This window comes from Mesorhizobium ciceri WSM4083, from assembly GCF_000519305.1.
In the GTDB taxonomy this organism is placed as follows: domain Bacteria; phylum Pseudomonadota; class Alphaproteobacteria; order Rhizobiales; family Rhizobiaceae; genus Mesorhizobium; species Mesorhizobium ciceri_B.
On record NZ_JAFG01000010.1, the window covers coordinates 16,612 to 33,342 of the forward strand.

Annotated in this window: 14 protein-coding genes; 3 read left to right on the forward strand and 11 right to left on the reverse strand. The window is 63.1% G+C overall.

The window, feature by feature from the left end; all coding sequences use genetic code 11:
- Window positions 1–59 precede the first annotated feature (59 nt).
- The 6 genes from MESCI2_RS0120425 to MESCI2_RS0120450 form a co-directional block, all read right to left on the reverse strand.
- Window positions 60–1,271, reverse strand: coding sequence for an NAD(P)/FAD-dependent oxidoreductase (locus MESCI2_RS0120425; protein ID WP_027038196.1), 1,212 nt, complete (start codon window positions 1,269–1,271; stop codon window positions 60–62).
- A gap of 175 nt (window positions 1,272–1,446) precedes the next feature.
- Window positions 1,447–2,511: a ferrochelatase gene (gene hemH, locus MESCI2_RS0120430; RefSeq protein WP_027038197.1), complete on the reverse strand. Its 1,065-nt coding sequence runs from the start codon at window positions 2,509–2,511 to the stop codon at window positions 1,447–1,449.
- Window positions 2,512–2,646: 135 nt separating this feature from the next.
- A complete protein-coding gene (locus tag MESCI2_RS0120435; RefSeq protein WP_027038198.1) occupies window positions 2,647–4,719 on the reverse strand; it encodes a bifunctional metallophosphatase/5'-nucleotidase in 2,073 nt (690 codons plus the stop codon).
- 188 nt (window positions 4,720–4,907) lie between these two features.
- Window positions 4,908–5,288: a hypothetical protein gene (locus tag MESCI2_RS0120440; protein ID WP_032901077.1), complete on the reverse strand. Its 381-nt coding sequence runs from the start codon at window positions 5,286–5,288 to the stop codon at window positions 4,908–4,910.
- 85 nt (window positions 5,289–5,373) lie between these two features.
- Window positions 5,374–6,819: a homospermidine synthase gene (locus MESCI2_RS0120445; protein WP_027038200.1), complete on the reverse strand. Its 1,446-nt coding sequence runs from the start codon at window positions 6,817–6,819 to the stop codon at window positions 5,374–5,376.
- A 232-nt stretch (window positions 6,820–7,051) separates the two neighbouring features.
- Entirely contained in the window at window positions 7,052–8,083 is a 1,032-nt protein-coding gene (locus tag MESCI2_RS0120450) for a LacI family DNA-binding transcriptional regulator (RefSeq protein ID WP_197031574.1), read from the reverse strand.
- 210 nt (window positions 8,084–8,293) lie between these two features.
- Here MESCI2_RS0120450 and MESCI2_RS0120455 point away from each other — a divergent pair, with 210 nt between their 5' ends.
- Both MESCI2_RS0120455 and MESCI2_RS0120460 read left to right on the forward strand, forming a co-directional pair.
- Window positions 8,294–8,623, forward strand: coding sequence for a MoaF-related domain-containing protein (locus MESCI2_RS0120455; RefSeq protein WP_027038202.1), 330 nt, complete (start codon window positions 8,294–8,296; stop codon window positions 8,621–8,623).
- A gap of 128 nt (window positions 8,624–8,751) precedes the next feature.
- Window positions 8,752–9,195: a hypothetical protein gene (locus tag MESCI2_RS0120460; protein WP_032901081.1), complete on the forward strand. Its 444-nt coding sequence runs from the start codon at window positions 8,752–8,754 to the stop codon at window positions 9,193–9,195.
- Here the strand turns inward: MESCI2_RS0120460 and MESCI2_RS0120465 are convergent.
- The 5 genes from MESCI2_RS0120465 to MESCI2_RS0120485 form a co-directional block, all read right to left on the reverse strand.
- Window positions 9,192–10,112 carry a heme-dependent oxidative N-demethylase family protein gene (locus tag MESCI2_RS0120465; protein WP_027038204.1) on the reverse strand — a complete coding sequence of 307 codons (921 nt, stop codon included), beginning with the start codon at window positions 10,110–10,112 and terminating at the stop codon, window positions 9,192–9,194. The genes MESCI2_RS0120460 and MESCI2_RS0120465 overlap by 4 nt on opposite strands.
- A 3-nt stretch (window positions 10,113–10,115) precedes the next feature.
- Window positions 10,116–10,778 carry an aminotransferase class IV family protein gene (locus MESCI2_RS0120470; protein ID WP_027038205.1) on the reverse strand — a complete coding sequence of 221 codons (663 nt, stop codon included), beginning with the start codon at window positions 10,776–10,778 and terminating at the stop codon, window positions 10,116–10,118.
- Entirely contained in the window at window positions 10,727–11,872 is a 1,146-nt protein-coding gene (locus tag MESCI2_RS0120475; RefSeq protein WP_027038206.1) for an aminodeoxychorismate synthase component I, read from the reverse strand. Before MESCI2_RS0120475 ends, MESCI2_RS0120470 begins: the two co-directional genes overlap by 52 nt.
- 181 nt (window positions 11,873–12,053) lie before the next feature.
- Window positions 12,054–12,812 (reverse strand): NADH dehydrogenase, encoded by a 759-nt coding sequence (locus tag MESCI2_RS0120480; protein WP_027038207.1) that lies wholly within the window; start codon window positions 12,810–12,812, stop codon window positions 12,054–12,056.
- A 362-nt stretch (window positions 12,813–13,174) separates the two neighbouring features.
- Window positions 13,175–15,007 (reverse strand): M3 family oligoendopeptidase, encoded by a 1,833-nt coding sequence (locus MESCI2_RS0120485; RefSeq protein ID WP_027038208.1) that lies wholly within the window; start codon window positions 15,005–15,007, stop codon window positions 13,175–13,177.
- 177 nt (window positions 15,008–15,184) lie between these two features.
- Between MESCI2_RS0120485 and MESCI2_RS0120490 the strand changes: the two genes are divergently transcribed.
- Window positions 15,185–16,720: a sigma-54-dependent transcriptional regulator gene (locus MESCI2_RS0120490; RefSeq protein WP_027038209.1), complete on the forward strand. Its 1,536-nt coding sequence runs from the start codon at window positions 15,185–15,187 to the stop codon at window positions 16,718–16,720.
- Window positions 16,721–16,731 lie beyond the last annotated feature (11 nt).

A 16,731-nucleotide genomic window follows, 5' to 3' on the forward strand; every position in this document is an offset into this window, starting at 1 on the left:
TTAAGTGTGTTTCAGATGCGTTACAATCAGGTGATGATGGATTGTTTATAGGTTTGCACTCAGCGGTTGAAGGCAAACAGCCTTGCATCCGTGTCATCCAGCCCGTTGATCGAAGCCGGGATAATCTCGGAAGCGATCTGCGAGAAGGTGATGCCGTTGCCGCCATAGCCCATCACCGCATGGATGCGAGGGTGGCGGGGAATGGCGCCGATATAGGGCAGGCCGGTGGTCGTGGTGCCGAAAGAACCGGTCCAGGCAAATTCAGGCCTGGTGTCGAGATGCGGAAATATCAGGGCGAGCTTCTCGGCGATGCGTGTGCTCTTGTCGGCGATCAGATCGTCGCGCCGCGCTTCGTCGACAAAATCCTCGTCCTCGCCGCCGCAGACGACCCGGCCGTCGACGGTCGCCCTGGCATAGAGGTAGGGGTCCGACGCCTCCCAGATGAATGCAGCGTGTGGCCAGATCTTTCGCGATTGCGGGCGTGTCGCGATCGCCCATGTCGAGATGATCCGGTGGGCCGTCGCCGGCACGATGTCGACCAGTTCGTAGCCGGTGGCCAGAACAACATGTCGTGCGGTTATGGTCGGGCCATCCCTGGTCGCGACGACAACAGCTTCGGCGCTGTCCTCGATCACTGTCGCTTCGACGGGGGCGTAGAAGCGTGCCTTGCGCTCCAGGGATTTCAGCAGCAGCCCGGCCGTCAGCTTGCGCGGGTCGAGCGCGATGTTGCCATGGCTGAGAATGGCGCCTTCGCGGTCGATGTCGAATGTCTCCGCCAGCGGCGCCGGCGTGAGATAGGTCGCGGCGATGCCGGCTAGCCGACGCGCCTCGGCCTCGTCGCGCAGTTCCGACGGACCAAGCATCGTGCCGGCCAGATAGAGCGACGGCGTCCGGCTCAGGCCACAATTGATGCCGAGTTCGGCGATGCGTCCGGCGAGATTGGAAACGGCGAGCCGCGAGCGCCGCCAGGCCTGCTGCGCCGAGGCTCTGCCGACCATCTTCGAGAGCGTGGAGAGAGGCTGATCTATTTCGAATGCCACCAGTGCGGTGGTCGCGGCCGTCGAGCCCTTCAGTGGGCCGCGCCGGTCGATGCAGATCACCCGATGGCCATCGGCCGTCAGCGCCTCGGCCATCATGGCGCCGCTGATGCCCATGCCGACGACCAGCACGTCGGTCTTGACGTCCCGGGTCAGGCTGTCCGTCGGCACCGCGGGCGCCCGATAGGCGGACCAGACGGGCCTGCCAGTTCTGAGGTCGAGTTTGCGGGGCATCGAATTCTCCGGAGGGCGCGCCTTAACGCTCCGGAGCGGGCGTTGTTCCGGTTCAGAGCGGCTCACCGCTTCACGGAAGCGGCGAGCCGCTCTGCCTCTTGTTTGAAGCAATCCCTAGGGAAAGTGCTACGCACTTTTCCCGGGAAAACCGTTTCACACTTTTCCTGGAATTGCTCTAGACCCAGCCGGACAGTTCGCGCCGCACCATCGCCTCGATCACCGCCATGCCCTCAGTGCTGTCGTTGAGGCAAGGGATATGGGCGAAATTCTTGCCGCCGGCATGATGGAAGGTTTCGGCCGCCTCGCGGCCGATCTCGTCCAGCGTCTCGATGCAGTCGACGGAAAAGCCGGGATTGACGATGGCGATCGACTTGACGCCGTCCTGCGCGAGTTTCTCCACCGTCTTGTCGGTGTAGGGCTGCAGCCATTCCTGCGCGCCGAAGCGCGACTGGAAGGTGATGATCAGTTTCTTGTCATGCCAGCCAAGCCGTTCACGCAACAGCCGCGTCGTCTTCTGGCAGTGGCAATGGTAGGGATCGCCCTTCTCGAAATACGGTTTTGGAATGCCGTGATAGGAGGTGATGACCACCTCCGGTTCGAAGTCCAGCGTCGCCAGATGCCGTTCGATCGAGCGCGCCAGCGCTTCGATGTAGACCGGTTCGTCATAGTAGGGCGGCACGCTGCGGACGGCCGGTGCGCGGCGCATTTTCATCAGCGCGCGAAACAGTTGGTCGTTGGCGGTTGCCGTGGTCGTCGCCGAATATTGCGGATAGAGCGGGAAGGTAAGGATGCGATCGCAACCCTGGTCGACCAGACGCTGGGCAATGCTGGCGGTTGAAGGGTTGCCATAGCGCATCGCCCAGTCGACGACGACATCAGGCAGGTCGCTCAGCGCTTCGGCCAGCTTTTCGGCCTGGGCGCGGGTATAGGTGCGCAGCGGCGACTCGTTCTTTTCCCGGTTCCAGATCCGTGCGTAGTTGGCGCCCGACTTCTTGGGCCGCGTGGTGAGCACAAGGCCATAGAGGATCGGATACCAGATCGCCCGGTTGAGCTCGATGACGCGTGGATCGGACAGAAATTCACGCAGATACCGCCACATCGGCTTGAAATCGGTGCCATCGGGCGTGCCGAGATTGACCAGCATGACGCCGATCTTGCCCGCCTTGACCGGCGGATGCCCAGCGGGCAACGGGCCGAGCGCCTTTGCGGCCTTGGGTTCGGCAGGGGTGGAAAGCGTCATAAGGGTTCTCCGGGAGACGCGAACCTAACCATCTTGCGCGCGCATTCAATGCAGCGTCTGGCCGCACCTTAGCTCGAAAACAGGACACCCGTCCGGTTTTCGGACGGGTGTCCTTCTTGAAAACGTGAAGCGGCCTTACTTCGCCGGAATAGTCAGCGTGGTGCCGAGCTTGAGCTGGTGGGGCCTTTGAGCCTTGTTGGCCTCATAGATCAGTTTCCACTTCGTCGCGTCGCCATAAGCTTTCTTTGCCAGGTCCCAATAAGTGTCGCCGGCAACGATGACATGGCTGGCCTCGGTCGGCGCGGCCTCAGCAGGCTTTGCCGGCTCGGCGGCGGGAGCCGGTGCCGCTGGGGCGGGGGCTGCTTCAGCCGGTTTTGTCGCCTCTGCCGGTGGCGCCGGCGGGGGTGGCGCTCCTTCCGTCGATATGGCCGGGGGCGTGTTGGCGATGTCGCCCGAGTTGGCCGGCAATTCGGGCATTGCCGGTGCCGCATCGGCAGGCTTGGCGGCTTCAGCCGGTGCAGGCGCCGGCGTGGCCGGCGCTGCTTCGGCTGGCTTTGCCGGCTCAGCAGCCGGGGCCGCAGGCGCCGCGGCGACGGTCGCGGCTATTTCGGTGATGCGGCCGTCGAGCTTCGGCGTGTAGGGCCGGTGGGCGCCGAGATAGTCGGCAACCACCTGTTCGAGGCCGGGGCCGTAATCGTAGGCATTCTTGGCCTTGTCGGCGAAGACCTTGTAGCCGTCGCCGCCCTGGCGGACATAGTTGTTGGTGGCGACCAGATAGTCCTTGTCCGGCTTGATCGGCGTCCAGGCGCCGCCCTCCATGACCTCCACCGATTTGACGCGGCCGGCATTGGGCGCGACGGATTTGTCGAAGGAATATTTCAGGCCGGCGACCTGCGGGAAGCGCCCGGCGCCGTCCTCGACCTGGCTGAGGCCGCCCTCGAGGCCGGCCACCAGATCCTTGCCCGAAATCTGGAACGTCGCCAGCGTGTTCTGGAACGGCAGCACGGTCAGCACCTCGCCCATGGTGACGGTGCCCTTGTCGATCGAGGCGCGCAGGCCGCCGCCATTGGAGATGACGATCTCGACGCCCTGTCCCTTGACGCGGTCGAGGATGGCGTCGGAGACGAGATTGCCCATCGCGCATTCGCGGGTGCGGCAGCTCTCGCGACTGCCGTCGATGACGTCGGTGGTTTCCGCCACTTCCTTGTTCTTCAACGCCTCGATCGGCGCCCCAAGCTCCTTGATGCGGGCGAGCACGGCCGGGTCGGGGGTGATCGACTTGTCGAGATAGATCGGGTCGCCGCTGGCCGATTTGACGACGCCATTGTCGTCGAACACCACCTTGAACTCGCCGAGATATTTCGAGTAGGACGCCGCCTGCACCACCGGCACCTTGTAGCCGTCCGGGTTGTCGACCATCGTCGGATAGGGGCCTTCCGCCTTGGGGTCGGTGTTCGACAGCAGCGAATGGCTGTGGCCGCCGACGACGACATCGATGCCCGGGATCTTGGCAATGACGTCGCGCTCGCGCCTGTAGCCGATATGGGTCACGGCGATGATCTTGTTGACGCCTTCGCCCTTGAGCTTCTCGACTTCGGCGGTGATCGACTTGACGTCATCCTCTATTGCGACGTTGGGTCCGGGGGAAGCGAGGTCCGGCGTGTCGTTGGTGATCGCGCCGATGATGCCGATCTTCTGGCCGCCGACCTCGACGACAACAGATGGCTTGACTCGGTCGCCGAGCTTGGATTGCGCGTTGGCCTTCACATTGGCGCCGAGCACCGGGAACTTGATCATGTCGAGGAACGGCGCCAGGGCCGCCTCGCCATCGTCGAATTCATGGTTGCCGAGCGCCATGGCATCGAACTTCATGTCGTTGAGGAATTCGCCTTCGACCTTGCCCTTATAGGTCGTGTAGAACAGCGAGCCCTGGAAATTGTCGCCGGCGCTGAGCAGCAGCACGTTCTGGCCTTCCAGCTTCTTGCGTTCCTGGGCGATCGCGGTGATCAGCCGGCCCGCGCCGCCGATGCACTCGCCCTTGGTTTCCTCGTCCGCCGAGCAGGTCGATTCATATTTGTTGTTGCCTTCGATGCGGCTGTGCCAGTCGTTGATATGCAGGATGTTCAGCGTGTAGTCGGCAAAGGACGCGCCGACCGACAGGCCGAGGGCTGAGGCTGACAGGGCTGCAATGGCGGCAAGCTTCTTCATCTTCGTCTCCCGGAAAGCTGGTCAGAGGTCGTTAGCGCTCTTGTTTGACTGGAACATTACAGCCGGCGCTTTGGCCATGTTCCCATCGCGTTCCCGATGACGCAAGCGGAATCCGGGACCCTTTGCCGGCACTAAAAAGGACGGCGGCCAACCGGCCGCCGTCCTTGGAAAACGAATGGGTCGTGGGTTCAGACGCGCCTTGTCAGCACGAAATTCTGACCGCTGGAACTGGTGCAGTTGAGCTGGCTTGTCGATACCATCAGGCAGTTGAAGCTGACCGCGGTCTGGCGGATCAGCGAGGTGCCGTTGATCTGCACCGATGTGGCGCCGGTCATCGTGTAGCTGCCGTCGGCAAGCTTCTGGCCGGTGTCGGTGGCGACCGTCGTGAAGGTACCGCCGGCGAAGGTCGACAGGCCGGTGCCCTTGGCGTCGATCCAGGAGCCCTCGACGCCTTTCGGCGCCGCCGCCATCGGCGGCTCATCGGGACCGCTGGTCGCACAAGCAGCAAGCCCGGCCAAGGCTGCCGCCGCTACGCTCATCGAAAGAACTTTGCGCGCAATGTTGTTCATGTGAAAATCCTCTCCTCAGTCCGCATCCCTTCAATCGCCCGATTTCCGGGCGATTGCAAGGCGGTGAGGCAGGTAGGCGGTGCTGCTATCGCACAAGGATGTTGCGGAACTGCCACGGGTCGTTCCGGTCGAGGTCTTCCGGGAACAGGCCGGGGCGGTTATCGAGCGGCGTCCAGTCGGTGTAGTAGCCCTTGACCGGTCCGAGATACTGGGACTGCACTTCCAGGCACCGCCTGTAGTCCATCTCGTCGGCTTCGACGATGCCGGCCTCGGGGTTCTCCAGCGCCCAGACCATGCCCGAGAGCACCGCCGAGGTGACCTGCATGCCGGTGGCGTTCTGGTAGGGCGCCAGCTTGCGCGCCTCGGCGAGCGACAGCTGCGAGCCGTACCAGTAGGCATTCTTGTCGTGGCCGTAGAGCAGCACGCCGAGTTCGTCGACCCCGTCGATCAACTCGTTCTCGTCGAGCACATGATGCACCGGCTGAGGTTTGCCGGCGGCGCCGAACATCTCGTCGAGCGACAGCATCGCGTCGTTGCAGGGGTGGTAGGCATAGTGGCAGGTCGGGCGGTAATGCACCTTGCCCTTCTTCGAACGCACGGTGAAGAAATCGGCGATCGAGATCGCCTCATTATGCGTCACCAGCAGGCCGTATTGCGCGCCGGGCGTCGGGCACCACGAGCGCACGCGCGTGTTGGCGCCCGGCTGCTCCAGATAGATGGCGGCCTTCGAGCCGTGCTTGTGCTTCTTGGCGTTCTTCGGCATCCATGTCTCGTGTGTGCCCCAGCCAAGTTCCGCGGGCTGCAGGCCCTCGGAGATGAAGCCTTCGACCGACCAAGTGTTCCAGAACACATTCATCGGCTTCGGCTTCTTGGTGCGCTGGGTGTCGCGTTCGGCGATGTGGATGCCCTTGACGCCGGCCTTCTTCATCAGCTTGGCCCAGCCCTCGCGGTCGTCCTGCGCGGGCTCCGAGAACTCCAGGCCAAGATCGGTGGCGAGATTGACCAACGCCTGCTTGACGAACCACGAGACCATGCCTGGATTGGCGCCGCAGGTGGAGACCGCGGTGGCGCCGCCGGGCTTGTCGTGCTTTTCCTTGAGCAGCGACTCGCGCAGCGCGTAATTGGTGCGGCTGGCGTTATCGGCCTTGGCGTCGAAATAGAAGCCGAGCCATGGCTCAACGACGGTGTCGATGTAGAGCACGCCGAGCTTGCGGCAGAGCCGCATCAGGTCCACCGAGCCGGTATCGACCGACAGGTTGATGCAAAAGCCCTGGCCGCCGCCATTGGTCAGAAGCGGGGTCAAGAGCTTCTTGTAGTTCTTCTCGGTCACAGCTTCCTGGACGAAGGCGATGCCGCGCTCGTCGAGCAGTTTGCGGTCGGTGTCGCGCGGGTCGATGACCGCCATGCGCGACTTGTCGAACTTGAAATGGCGTTCGATCAGCGGCAGCGTTCCCCGGCCGATCGAGCCGAAGCCGATCATCACGACAGGGCCGCTGATCTCACCGTAAACGGGCCAGTTTTCATTCGCCATTTTATCGGACACTCCTTCAAAACCCAGGAAACTGGGAAAACATGCGCAAAACCGGGCATTTTTGCCCGGCGGCCATGCGCTACATCACAGATCATTGTCACAAACCAGCGAAAAGCGCCAACCAGCGGCTGGCTGCGTTGGCTACGTGGTTAAGGCTAAAACCGTGGATGAGTGGCTCTATCCGAACCGAAGCTAGCTCATTCGCCAAGCGCAAGCGACGCGCCCCGTCCGTTCAACGGATTTTTGCCCTCGGCGCAGCTGTGGACGCCCGAACGACCAACTCCACGGGCAGAACGAGTTGGCGGGGCGGTTGGTTGTCAAGAACCATGCGGGCGGCGAGCCTGCCTTTTCCGATCACGTCTTGCGCGACAGTCGTCAGCGGAGGTGTGGTGCGCGCGGATTCAGCAGTGCCATCGAAGCCAATGACCGACACGTGGCCCGGCACCTCTATGCCGCGACAAACCGCCTCGTCGAGTATTGTGATCGCCTGCCAATCCGACATGGTCAAGATCGCGGTCGCTTCAGGCACATTGTCGAACACAATCGCTCCAGCAGATGGATCGCCGGGCGTCGTCTCGATAATCGGGACATCGTCGATCGACAAGTTCGCCTCCGCCAAGCCCTGTTTGAAACCGTCAAGCCTTTCGTCATCGAGTGAGAAGCCGGCTAGAAGCGGGCGCTTTGCCTGTCCGGGCATGTGCACGATCGGAGGGCCTGGAGTTCTCCGTATGGACAGGATGGCAAAATGTCGGTGTCCCAGCCCAGTCAGATGCCGGACGGCAGCGACCGCGCCCCTCCTGCCGTCGATCTTTATCGAATTGATGTCGGGACCTGCGTCGCTTTCGAGAATGACGAAGGGCAGGCGCCGCCGTTGTGCCGATGTTATGAGACCGATGTCCCCGCTGTGACCAAGGATGAAGCCGTCAACGAGGGCCTCGCGGATGCTGGCGAAGCGGGTATTATCGGTGCCGTTTACAAGGCTGAGCGTCGTTCCGGCCTCGTCGCAGGCGAGCGAAACGCCCAGCACCAGCTCGCGGCCATAGGGACTTCTCATCACCTCGGCGATAGCGTAGGCGCCAGGTGGCATGAACCCGATGGCATTGAACTTGCCATCCCGCAGCAATCGTCCCTTTGGATCGGGGCCGCCAAAACCGAGCGCTCGCGCGGCCGCTTCGACACGTTGGCGCAACTCAGGCCTGACCAGTTCCGGCCGGTTGAAGACGTTGGAAACAGTGCCCCGGGAGACACCGGCAGCCTTGCCCACGTCGGCTAGCGTTGGCATTGCGATTCACCCATTTCCCTTCAGTTAGACCATTTTTTGGAGCGCTCCAAGAATTTTGTTGACTCGAAACTGGAAAGGGCGGATCGTATCACTTGGAGCGCTCCAAGTAAGGCGTATCTGGCATTTTCGCGACTGAAACATCGAAGATCGTCAAATGGCTTGGTCCCAACGGCCACGCCCAGGGAGGGTGTTATGGCAGAAACCAATGTTTTTCCCGCCTCGCTTATCGGTAAGACTTTCGACTGCGTTTTCGGCCCGTTCATACCCCGGCTGACGTTTTTCTCGCCGGAGGAATTACATGTGCAGGCGTCGATCGGAGCCACCAAAATTGACGAGGTGGTCAAGATCGACTTGACCAGCGTACGCCCGAACCTCGTGCTCATGAGCTGGACGGAGCAGAGCGGCAACTTCATCGTGCAGCTGCAGGATCATGAGAACGGGATCGTCCACAATTATGCGCGGCTGGCCGACGGGCAGCTCTTCTGTGCCCAAGGCGCCATTCAAGCCGTTTCGCCTGCGTGACGCTCCCGCGTCGCGGTCCGGCAAAGTGCGGCATCGACCGGCATACTGCTGTTTCCTAGTTGAAGTACTTCGGATTACGATCTGCTGAATTGCCGTCATCGATTTCCCTAGTGAAGGAGGAAAGTGCGATGGAACTCGCTTACGACAGTCATCTGCTTGCCCGAATTCTGCTGAGCGTCGCGACCGTAGGCTACGGTGTGGTGACGATCAAAGCCGACCTCAACGCCACCCACGCCACCAATCCGCTGTGGACTCCGCACGCCCGGTTTCACGTCGTTTGGCAGGTGCTGAGCTACACCGGAGTCGCGCTGATTGCGCTGGGGCTTATCTGGATTGGAGGGCCACTCCAAGCCGAGCGGCTCTATCTCGCCGGGGGATTGGGCGTCGCCATGTATGGAGCGTTCTTCGTGGCCATGCTTTCACGACCAATCTATGGCGGCGTGCTCTACGACGAGAACGGCTACCTGCCATTCCGACCGCCGTTCGGACCGGCGGGTTGGCGGTGGGATGTCAACGTCACCGTCTTTAGCGCGATGTCCGCGATCCTGCTGCTGGGCCTAGCCACGATTTAGGACAGCGCCAGCGCCCCGAGCCGGTCGACTAGCCGATCGCGGTCTGCGGTCAGGCCCTTGTAGTCGAGCTGGGCGAGGTCGAGCGCCTCGAGTTGGGCGGCGAAAGACGCCGCGAGCTTCGCCCGATCCGGGTGCTTCGCCAGCACGGCGAGCGGGTCGAGATGGATGCGGATGGTGAACAGGATATCGCGTGAAACAGGCAGTTTGCGCAGGGTTTGCCGCTCGACGCGGATGAAGGCATGGGCGTCGATGTCGCCATCGGGAAAGCGCGTTGGCCGGTTGGTGGCGCGGTCGATGCGCTGCAGGTCGGAAAGCGGATGGTAGAGCGCGTTGTCGGACTGGATCGACCAGTTGTAGCGCTCGACGGCCTGCCCCTGGAGGCCATCGAACATCCGGTTGATGAGTTCTGCCGGACGCGTGCCCGGGCCGAAACCCGGCACCGGCGCGTGGATGTCCTGCAGCGGCTTGCCGAATTTTTCCAGCAGCGACCAGGACGAGGGAAAGCAGAGCGAGCCGGCAACCAGCCGCCAGCCGCTGTCGCCACGGCGCATCAAAATCAAATCCTCCTGGACGAGCAGTGAGGCCTTGGACAGCGGCGCATCGGCAAGGGAAGCAGGCAGTCGGTTCGCCGCGCCCACCACCTCGACGCCTGATCCGCCGAGCCGATGGGTTTCGGGGAACCTCTCCAGGAGATGCGCACCAAGCAAGTCGAGCACTTCCTGCTGGGCATCGCGCGTGCCGTCCTCCTCGACGAAAACGCGCTCTGGGATTTCGTCATAGAGCCGGTGCTTTTCGGCGAGATACGGCAGCAGATAGCCGTCGACCTCGATCCAATCCGCTGGGTCGAGCGGCTTCAGGCCGATGCTGAACAGTTTCGACGAGCCGTCATAGGGTGTGTGAGTGGGCACAGTCGTCATGTTTCAGGTCAGTCTTGCGGGGATCAGTCCGCGCAGCGAATTGCCGACGAACAGGGACTTGGCGGATTTCAGATCGTTCAAGCTGTAGATCGCTTCGCGGGCGCGGCCTTCATCCAGAAGCTGCGCGCGCAATACGCCAGGCAGCAGGCCGCAATCGAGCCGGGGCGTGGCCAGCACGCCGTCGCCGAGATCGGCAAAGACATTGGTGATCGTGCCTTCACAGATCTCGCCGCGCTCGTTGGCCATAAGCACCTCGTCGGCCTGGGTGATGAGGTGTTCGGCGCGGGCACGCGTGTAGAGCTGCCGCCGGCTGGTCTTGTGGCGCAGCAGCGTGTCGTGCGAATCGAGCTTGGTCCGCGCCAGCCGCAGCATCCAGACCTTGTCGGCGGCGAGCGGTTCATAAGGCTGCGCCGAGGCCGTCACCTCACCATCGTGCGACAGGGCGAGCCGCGTGCGCATGGCAACGCCCGAACCGCTGACCGCGCTGCTCAGTGCCTCGCCGACCGTGCCTGGATCACAGCGGAAGCCGAGCTCCGCCGCCGAGCCATAAAGGCGCGCAAGATGACGATCGAAGCGCAGGAAGCCCGGGCCGGGTTCCCAGCGCATGGTCTCGATCAACTGAAAGTCGGCGGTGTTCCCGTCGCGAAGCGCGCTTTCAGCAGACACTCCTGATACTCCTCCTGCGCCGTCGAATCGAAGACGACGCCGCCTCCGACATTGTAGACGGCCTCGCCGCCCGAAAAGAGCGAGATGGTGCGGATCGCCACGGAAAAGCGCATCGGTCCGCCGGGCGCGATCCAGCCTATGGCGCCGCAATAGGCATCGCGGGGCGTGCCTTCCAGGTCGCGCAGGATCTCCATGGCACGGATCTTGGGCGCGCCGGTGATCGAACCGCAAGGAAACAGCGCCGCGAAAATCTGGCGGATAGAGAGACCCGGCAGCAGTTTGGCCCTGACGTCGCTCACCATCTGATGCACGGTCGGGTAGGTCTCGATGCGGAACAGCGCCGGCACGTCCAGCGTACCGACCTCGCTGATCAGCGAGATATCGTTGCGAAGGAGATCGACGATCATCCGGTTTTCGGCCTGGTTCTTCTCGTCATTGCGCAGGAAGATCTTCTGCCGTTCGTCCTCGGCTTTGGTGGCGCCGCGCGGCGCCGTGCCCTTCATCGGATGCGTCTCGATCATGCCCTCGGCGTCGATCTCGAAGAACAGTTCAGGCGAGCGCGACAGCACGATGGGTTCACCGAGCGCGATCAGCGCGCCATATTTCACCGGCTGACGTTCCGTCAATGCATCGAAGGCGGCCAGCGGCTCGCCTGACCATTGCGCATGCACGGGAAAGGTCAGATTGCCCTGGTAGCAATCACCTTGCCGGATGTGCTGGTGCAGCCGCGAGAAGCGTTTTTCATAGTCCTCGGGTGACCACGTCGCACGAGCGTCGAAGATCGGGCCATTGGTCGCTATGGTGTCGCGCGGCGGCACCGCCTCTTCGACCGGGGCATCGAAAACCCCAAGGCACACGAGCGGCGCGCGGCGTCCGTTCGGCAGCAGGGGAACGAGCTTGGGTTCGAGCAGGTAGCCCGCCTCATAAGAGAAATAGCCGGCAAGCCATTTGCCTGCATCATGCGCGGCTTGTGCTGCCTTCAGAACCGGCTCGAAATCCTCTGCGTCGTGCGCCACGATGATATCGGCCGGCCGGTCGAAAACGAGCTGGCGCGCGCTTTTGTCATTGCGAAAAATTGCGGCGGGCAGGGACATGGGCACCGAATGCTGCGGTCAATGAAGCATCAACCGCTCTATATGGGGTGCCGCCCGCGCGCAATCGAGGGAACGGCACGCTGCCTCTTAAAGCCGACCTTTGGGCCAACTCAGGAACCAAGAGCAAACGGCGACGCCGATATGGCGCCGCCGCTTGCAATCTTCTGGTCTCGCCTGGCGATCAGCTGTTGCTGGAGGTTCCGGCTGTTGGAAACTGCTTGGCGAATTCCTTCTCGTTGCCGGCGGCGAGCAGTTTGGCCTGCTCGATCCAGCGTTCGCGCGCGATGCGGCCGTCGAAATTCATGACGTCCTCGATCCGTTTGATATCGGCCGCGGTCCAGGACGCGATCTGGGCGAAGCTGGTGACGCCTTGCGCCTTGAGCAGCTTCTCGTTGACCGGACCGATGCCGATCAGCCGGCGCAGATTGTCGGGCTTTCCGGATGCTGGCTTTGCTGTTGCTGCAGGCTTGGCTGTTGCAGGTTTGCTGGTTGCGGATTTGGCTGGAGCCGAGGTTTTGGTGGCGGCGGGTTTCGCCGCCGGCTTGGCAGGGACCACCTTGGCAGAAACCGGCTTGGCAGAGACCGCTTTCGCAGCGGCCGGTTTGGCCGGCGCGGGCTTTGTGGCGGCGGATTTGGCCGGCGCGGGGGTCGACATCAGGGCCGCCGGCGCCTGGCTTGCCGGCTTTGCCGCGCTGCTTCCGGCGGCAGGTGCGGCCGGCGCGTCACGCAGCCGGCGCTCGAGGTCGGCGCGGGTCTTGCCGCATGCATCGAGTTCGCCGGTCAGGCGGTCGCTGTCGGTGCGCAGCCTGTCGCGTTCGCTGCGTGTACGGTCGAGGTCGCCGCGCAAGCTGTCGAGTTCACCGCGCAGACGCCCCCAAAGGAACCAGCCGACCAACACGCCTATCAGGAACGCCAGGACCACGTAGAAAAAAGTGCCCATTGTCTCTCTCCAGTCAGATCCGTCTGCCGTGGGTCATGACCTTCGGCGAAGGACTACTCTTGGTGGTTCCGCGGTAAGCAGAACAGCCGGCTTCGGTTCGAGCTGTCGGCGATCGGCTTTGCCTGCCCATGGCCAACGACCGTTGTCGCGTTCGCCTGAGCGCCACGGCCGGCTGAGATTTCTCCTCGCCGATCCGCATGCGCTCCGGCTGAGCTTGGAGCGAAGGCTATCATAGAGCTTGTGGAAAGCTATCGGAAAACTTCGGTGGAGAGTACTTCAAGAACAGATATTTAGGGCGATAGTAGAGCTGTCCCAACATGCATTCCGGCTAAACTGTCAGAGCGACGCCTGAGGGACGTGGTTCAAGCGTCGAGCGCCTCCAGCTCGTCGATCAGGCCACTGATGACGCCAAGCCCGATCTGCCAGAAAGCGGGATCGGTGGCATCGAGGCCGAAGGGGGCCAGAAGCTCGGAATGATGTTTGGTGCCCCCGGCGCGCAGCATTTCGAAATACTTGTCCTGAAAGCCGCGCTCGGCGTTCTGGTAGACCGCGTATAGCGAGTTCACCAGGCAGTCACCGAAAGCATAGGCATAGACATAGAAGGGCGAATGGATGAAGTGCGGGATGTAGGTCCAGAACACCTCGTAGCCTTCGCGCAGCTTGATGGCGGGACCCAGACTTTCGGCCTGCACTTCGAGCCAGAACTGACCGAGCCTGTCGGAGGTCAGTTCGCCGTTCTTGCGTTCGGCATGCACCTTGCGCTCGAATTCATAGAAGGCGATCTGGCGTACGACCGTGTTGATCATGTCCTCGACCTTCTGGGCGAGCATGGCCTTGCGCTCGCGCCGGTCGGTGGTCTGATCGAGCAGCGAGCGGAAGGTCAGCATCTCGCCGAAGACCGATGCCGTCTCGGCCAGCGTCAGCGGCGTCGAGGCCATCAGTGCGCCCTGGCCGCCGGCCAGCACCTGATGCACACCGTGGCCAAGCTCGTGTGCCAGCGTCATCACATCGCGCGGCTTGCCCATGTAGTTGAGCAGGACATAGGGATGCGCCGACGGTACGGTCGGATGCGCGAAGGCGCCAGGCGACTTGCCGGGCCGCACCGGGGCGTCGATCCAGTTGCGGTCGAAGAAGGTTCGCGCGATCTCGGCCATGTCAGGCGAAAAGCGCTGATAGGCGGACAGCACGGTGTTCCTGGCCTCGTCCCAGCCGATGATCGCCTGGGGCGTATCCGGCAATGGCGCGTTGCGGTCCCAGTGGTTCATCACCTCCATGCCGAGCCACCGTGCCTTCATCGCGTAATATCGGTGCGACAGGCGCGGATAGGCATCGCGAACGGCGGAGGCCAGGGCGTCCACTACGCTGCGCTCGACGCGGTTGGCGAGATGGCGTGAATCGGCGATGTCCTCGAAGCCGCGCCAGCGGTCGGATATCTCCTTGTCCTTGGCCAGCGTGTTGGTGATCAGCGTGAAGGTGCGCAAATTTTTGCGGAAGGTCGTGGCCAGCGCCTCGGACGCCCGGCGGCGCACCTCGCCGTCGGCATCCTGCAAGCGGTTCAGCGCCGGCTCCAGCGTCAGGTCCTCGCCGTCGATGTCGAAGCGAAGGTCGGTCATCGTCTCGTCGAACAGGCGGTTCCAGGCGCCGCGCCCGGTGATCGACTTTTCGTGGAAGAGCTGCTCGACGCGGTCCTCGAGCTGGTAAGGCTTGTCCTTGCGCAGATCGAGCACCCATGGCCGGTAGTGACCGAAGGCGGGGTCGCCGGCGAGCGCGCCTTCGATCGACGCATCGTCTATCAGGTTGAGTTCGAGCGCGAAGAACAGAAGGTGCGCGCTGGCGTCGGTCATCTTCTCCTGGACGTCGCCATAGAGCTTGGCGCGCTGGGGATCAGCGGTGTTTCCGGCATAAACCAGTCCCGCATAGGAAACGATGCGGCCGATCAGTTCCTCCAGCGCCTCGTAGGCGACAAGCGCCTCGCCCAGCCTGCCGGCGCTGCCGCGCTCGGCCTCGGCGGCCAGCGTGCCCTTCCAGCGGCTCTCGAAGCTGATCGCATCAGTGGCGGCCTTGGCGATGTCGCGCTTCAGCTCCGGCGCATCCATGCCGGCATAGAGGTCGGCAAGGTTCCATTCCGGCAGGTCGCCAAGCTCGGCCGCGCCCTGACCGGACGCCGGCGCCGCCAGCCGCCGTGCGGAAACCATGTGCCCAGAATCCTTATGCATTGCCGACACCTTCCGTGGCCAAGGTTCAAGGAGAAACGAGAAGCCGGTCAAATCCTAAGGAATTCATTCACTTGGTTTTTTGAAACCTTATTTAGAACCCTGTGCCAAGATGGTCCACAGGGCAGGATTCCTCGGGCGGGCATAGTCGTATCAGTCATGACAGGTTCCATACTCATAGTCGATGACGATCCGGTGCAACGCCGGCTGCTCGAAGCGGCGGTGACGCGGTTCGGCTACAGCGCAATCGTCGTCGACGGCGGCGCGGCCGCTCTCGATATCCTCGATGGACCCGGCGCCCGCGAGGTGTCGGTGGTCATCCTCGATCTGGTCATGCCCGGTCTCGACGGTATCGGCGTGCTGAAGGCGATGCGCGAGCGCGACATCAACGTGCCGGCCATCGTGCAGACCGCGCAGGGCGGCATCGAGACCGTGGTTTCGGCGATGCGTCATGGCGCCTTCGATTTCGTCGTCAAGCCGGCGTCTCCCGACAGGCTGCAGGCGTCGATCGGCAATGCGCTCAAGGTCGAGGCCGTCGAGGGCGAGGTCAAGCGCACGTCGCGCCGTCGCGGCGGCCTCCTGACCTTCAAGGACATGATCACGCACAGCCCGGCCATGGACAGGGTGATCCGTCTTGGCCAGAAAGCGGCGGCATCCAACATCCCGATCCTGATCGAGGGCGAGTCCGGCGTCGGCAAGGAACTGGTGGCGCGTGCCATCCAGGGCAGTGGCGACCGCCGTTCGAAACCCTTCGTCACCGTCAATTGCGGCGCTATCCCCGACAATCTGGTCGAATCGATCCTGTTCGGCCATGAGAAGGGCTCGTTCACCGGCGCCACCGACAAGCATACGGGCAAGTTCGTCGAAGCGCATTCGGGCACACTGTTCCTCGACGAGATCGGCGACCTGCCGCTCGACGTGCAGGTCAAGCTGTTGCGCGCGGTCCAGGACGGCGAGGTCGACCCGGTCGGTGGACGCTCGACCGTCAGGGTCGATATCAGGCTGATTTCGGCGACGCACCGCAACCTCCTGCAGCAGGTCAAGGACGGCAAGTTCCGCGAGGATCTGTTCTATCGGCTGAACGTCTACCCGATCTTCGTGCCGCCGCTGCGCGACCGCCGCGACGACATCCCGTATCTGGTCACCCATTTCATGGAGAAGGTGGCGCCGGCCGACCCGCATCGTCGCCTGCAAGGTATTTCGGCGGCAGCGCTCGCCGTGCTGCAGGCCTATGACTGGCCCGGAAACATCCGGCAGCTCGAAAATGCCGTCTTCCGGGCCTCGGTGCTTTGCGAAGGCGATGTGCTTTCCGCCGAGGACTTCCCGCAGATACGGGCGCAAGTGGAAGGCACCGTCAACCTGGATATGGACGGCGATGCGCCGGCGCCCTCCCAGTCTTTGCAGGAGCGCGATGACGAAGCCTTGCCCGGCGAGGGCGGCCCAGCAATCGCGTTCGATCCGCCGGCAAGGCTGCAGCCTCGCTTCGGCACGTTGCGGGCACTCGACGAGCGCGGCAATGTGCGGGCACTTGCCGATGTCGAACTCGAGATGATCAAGCTTGCCATCGATCACTACAACGGGCAGATGAGCGAAGTCGCCCGCCGGCTCGGCATCGGCCGCTCGACGCTCTATCGCAAGCTCAAGGAACACGGCATCGATCCGGAGACAGGCCGTGTAGACCGGCTCGCCTCCTAAGGGCGATGCCG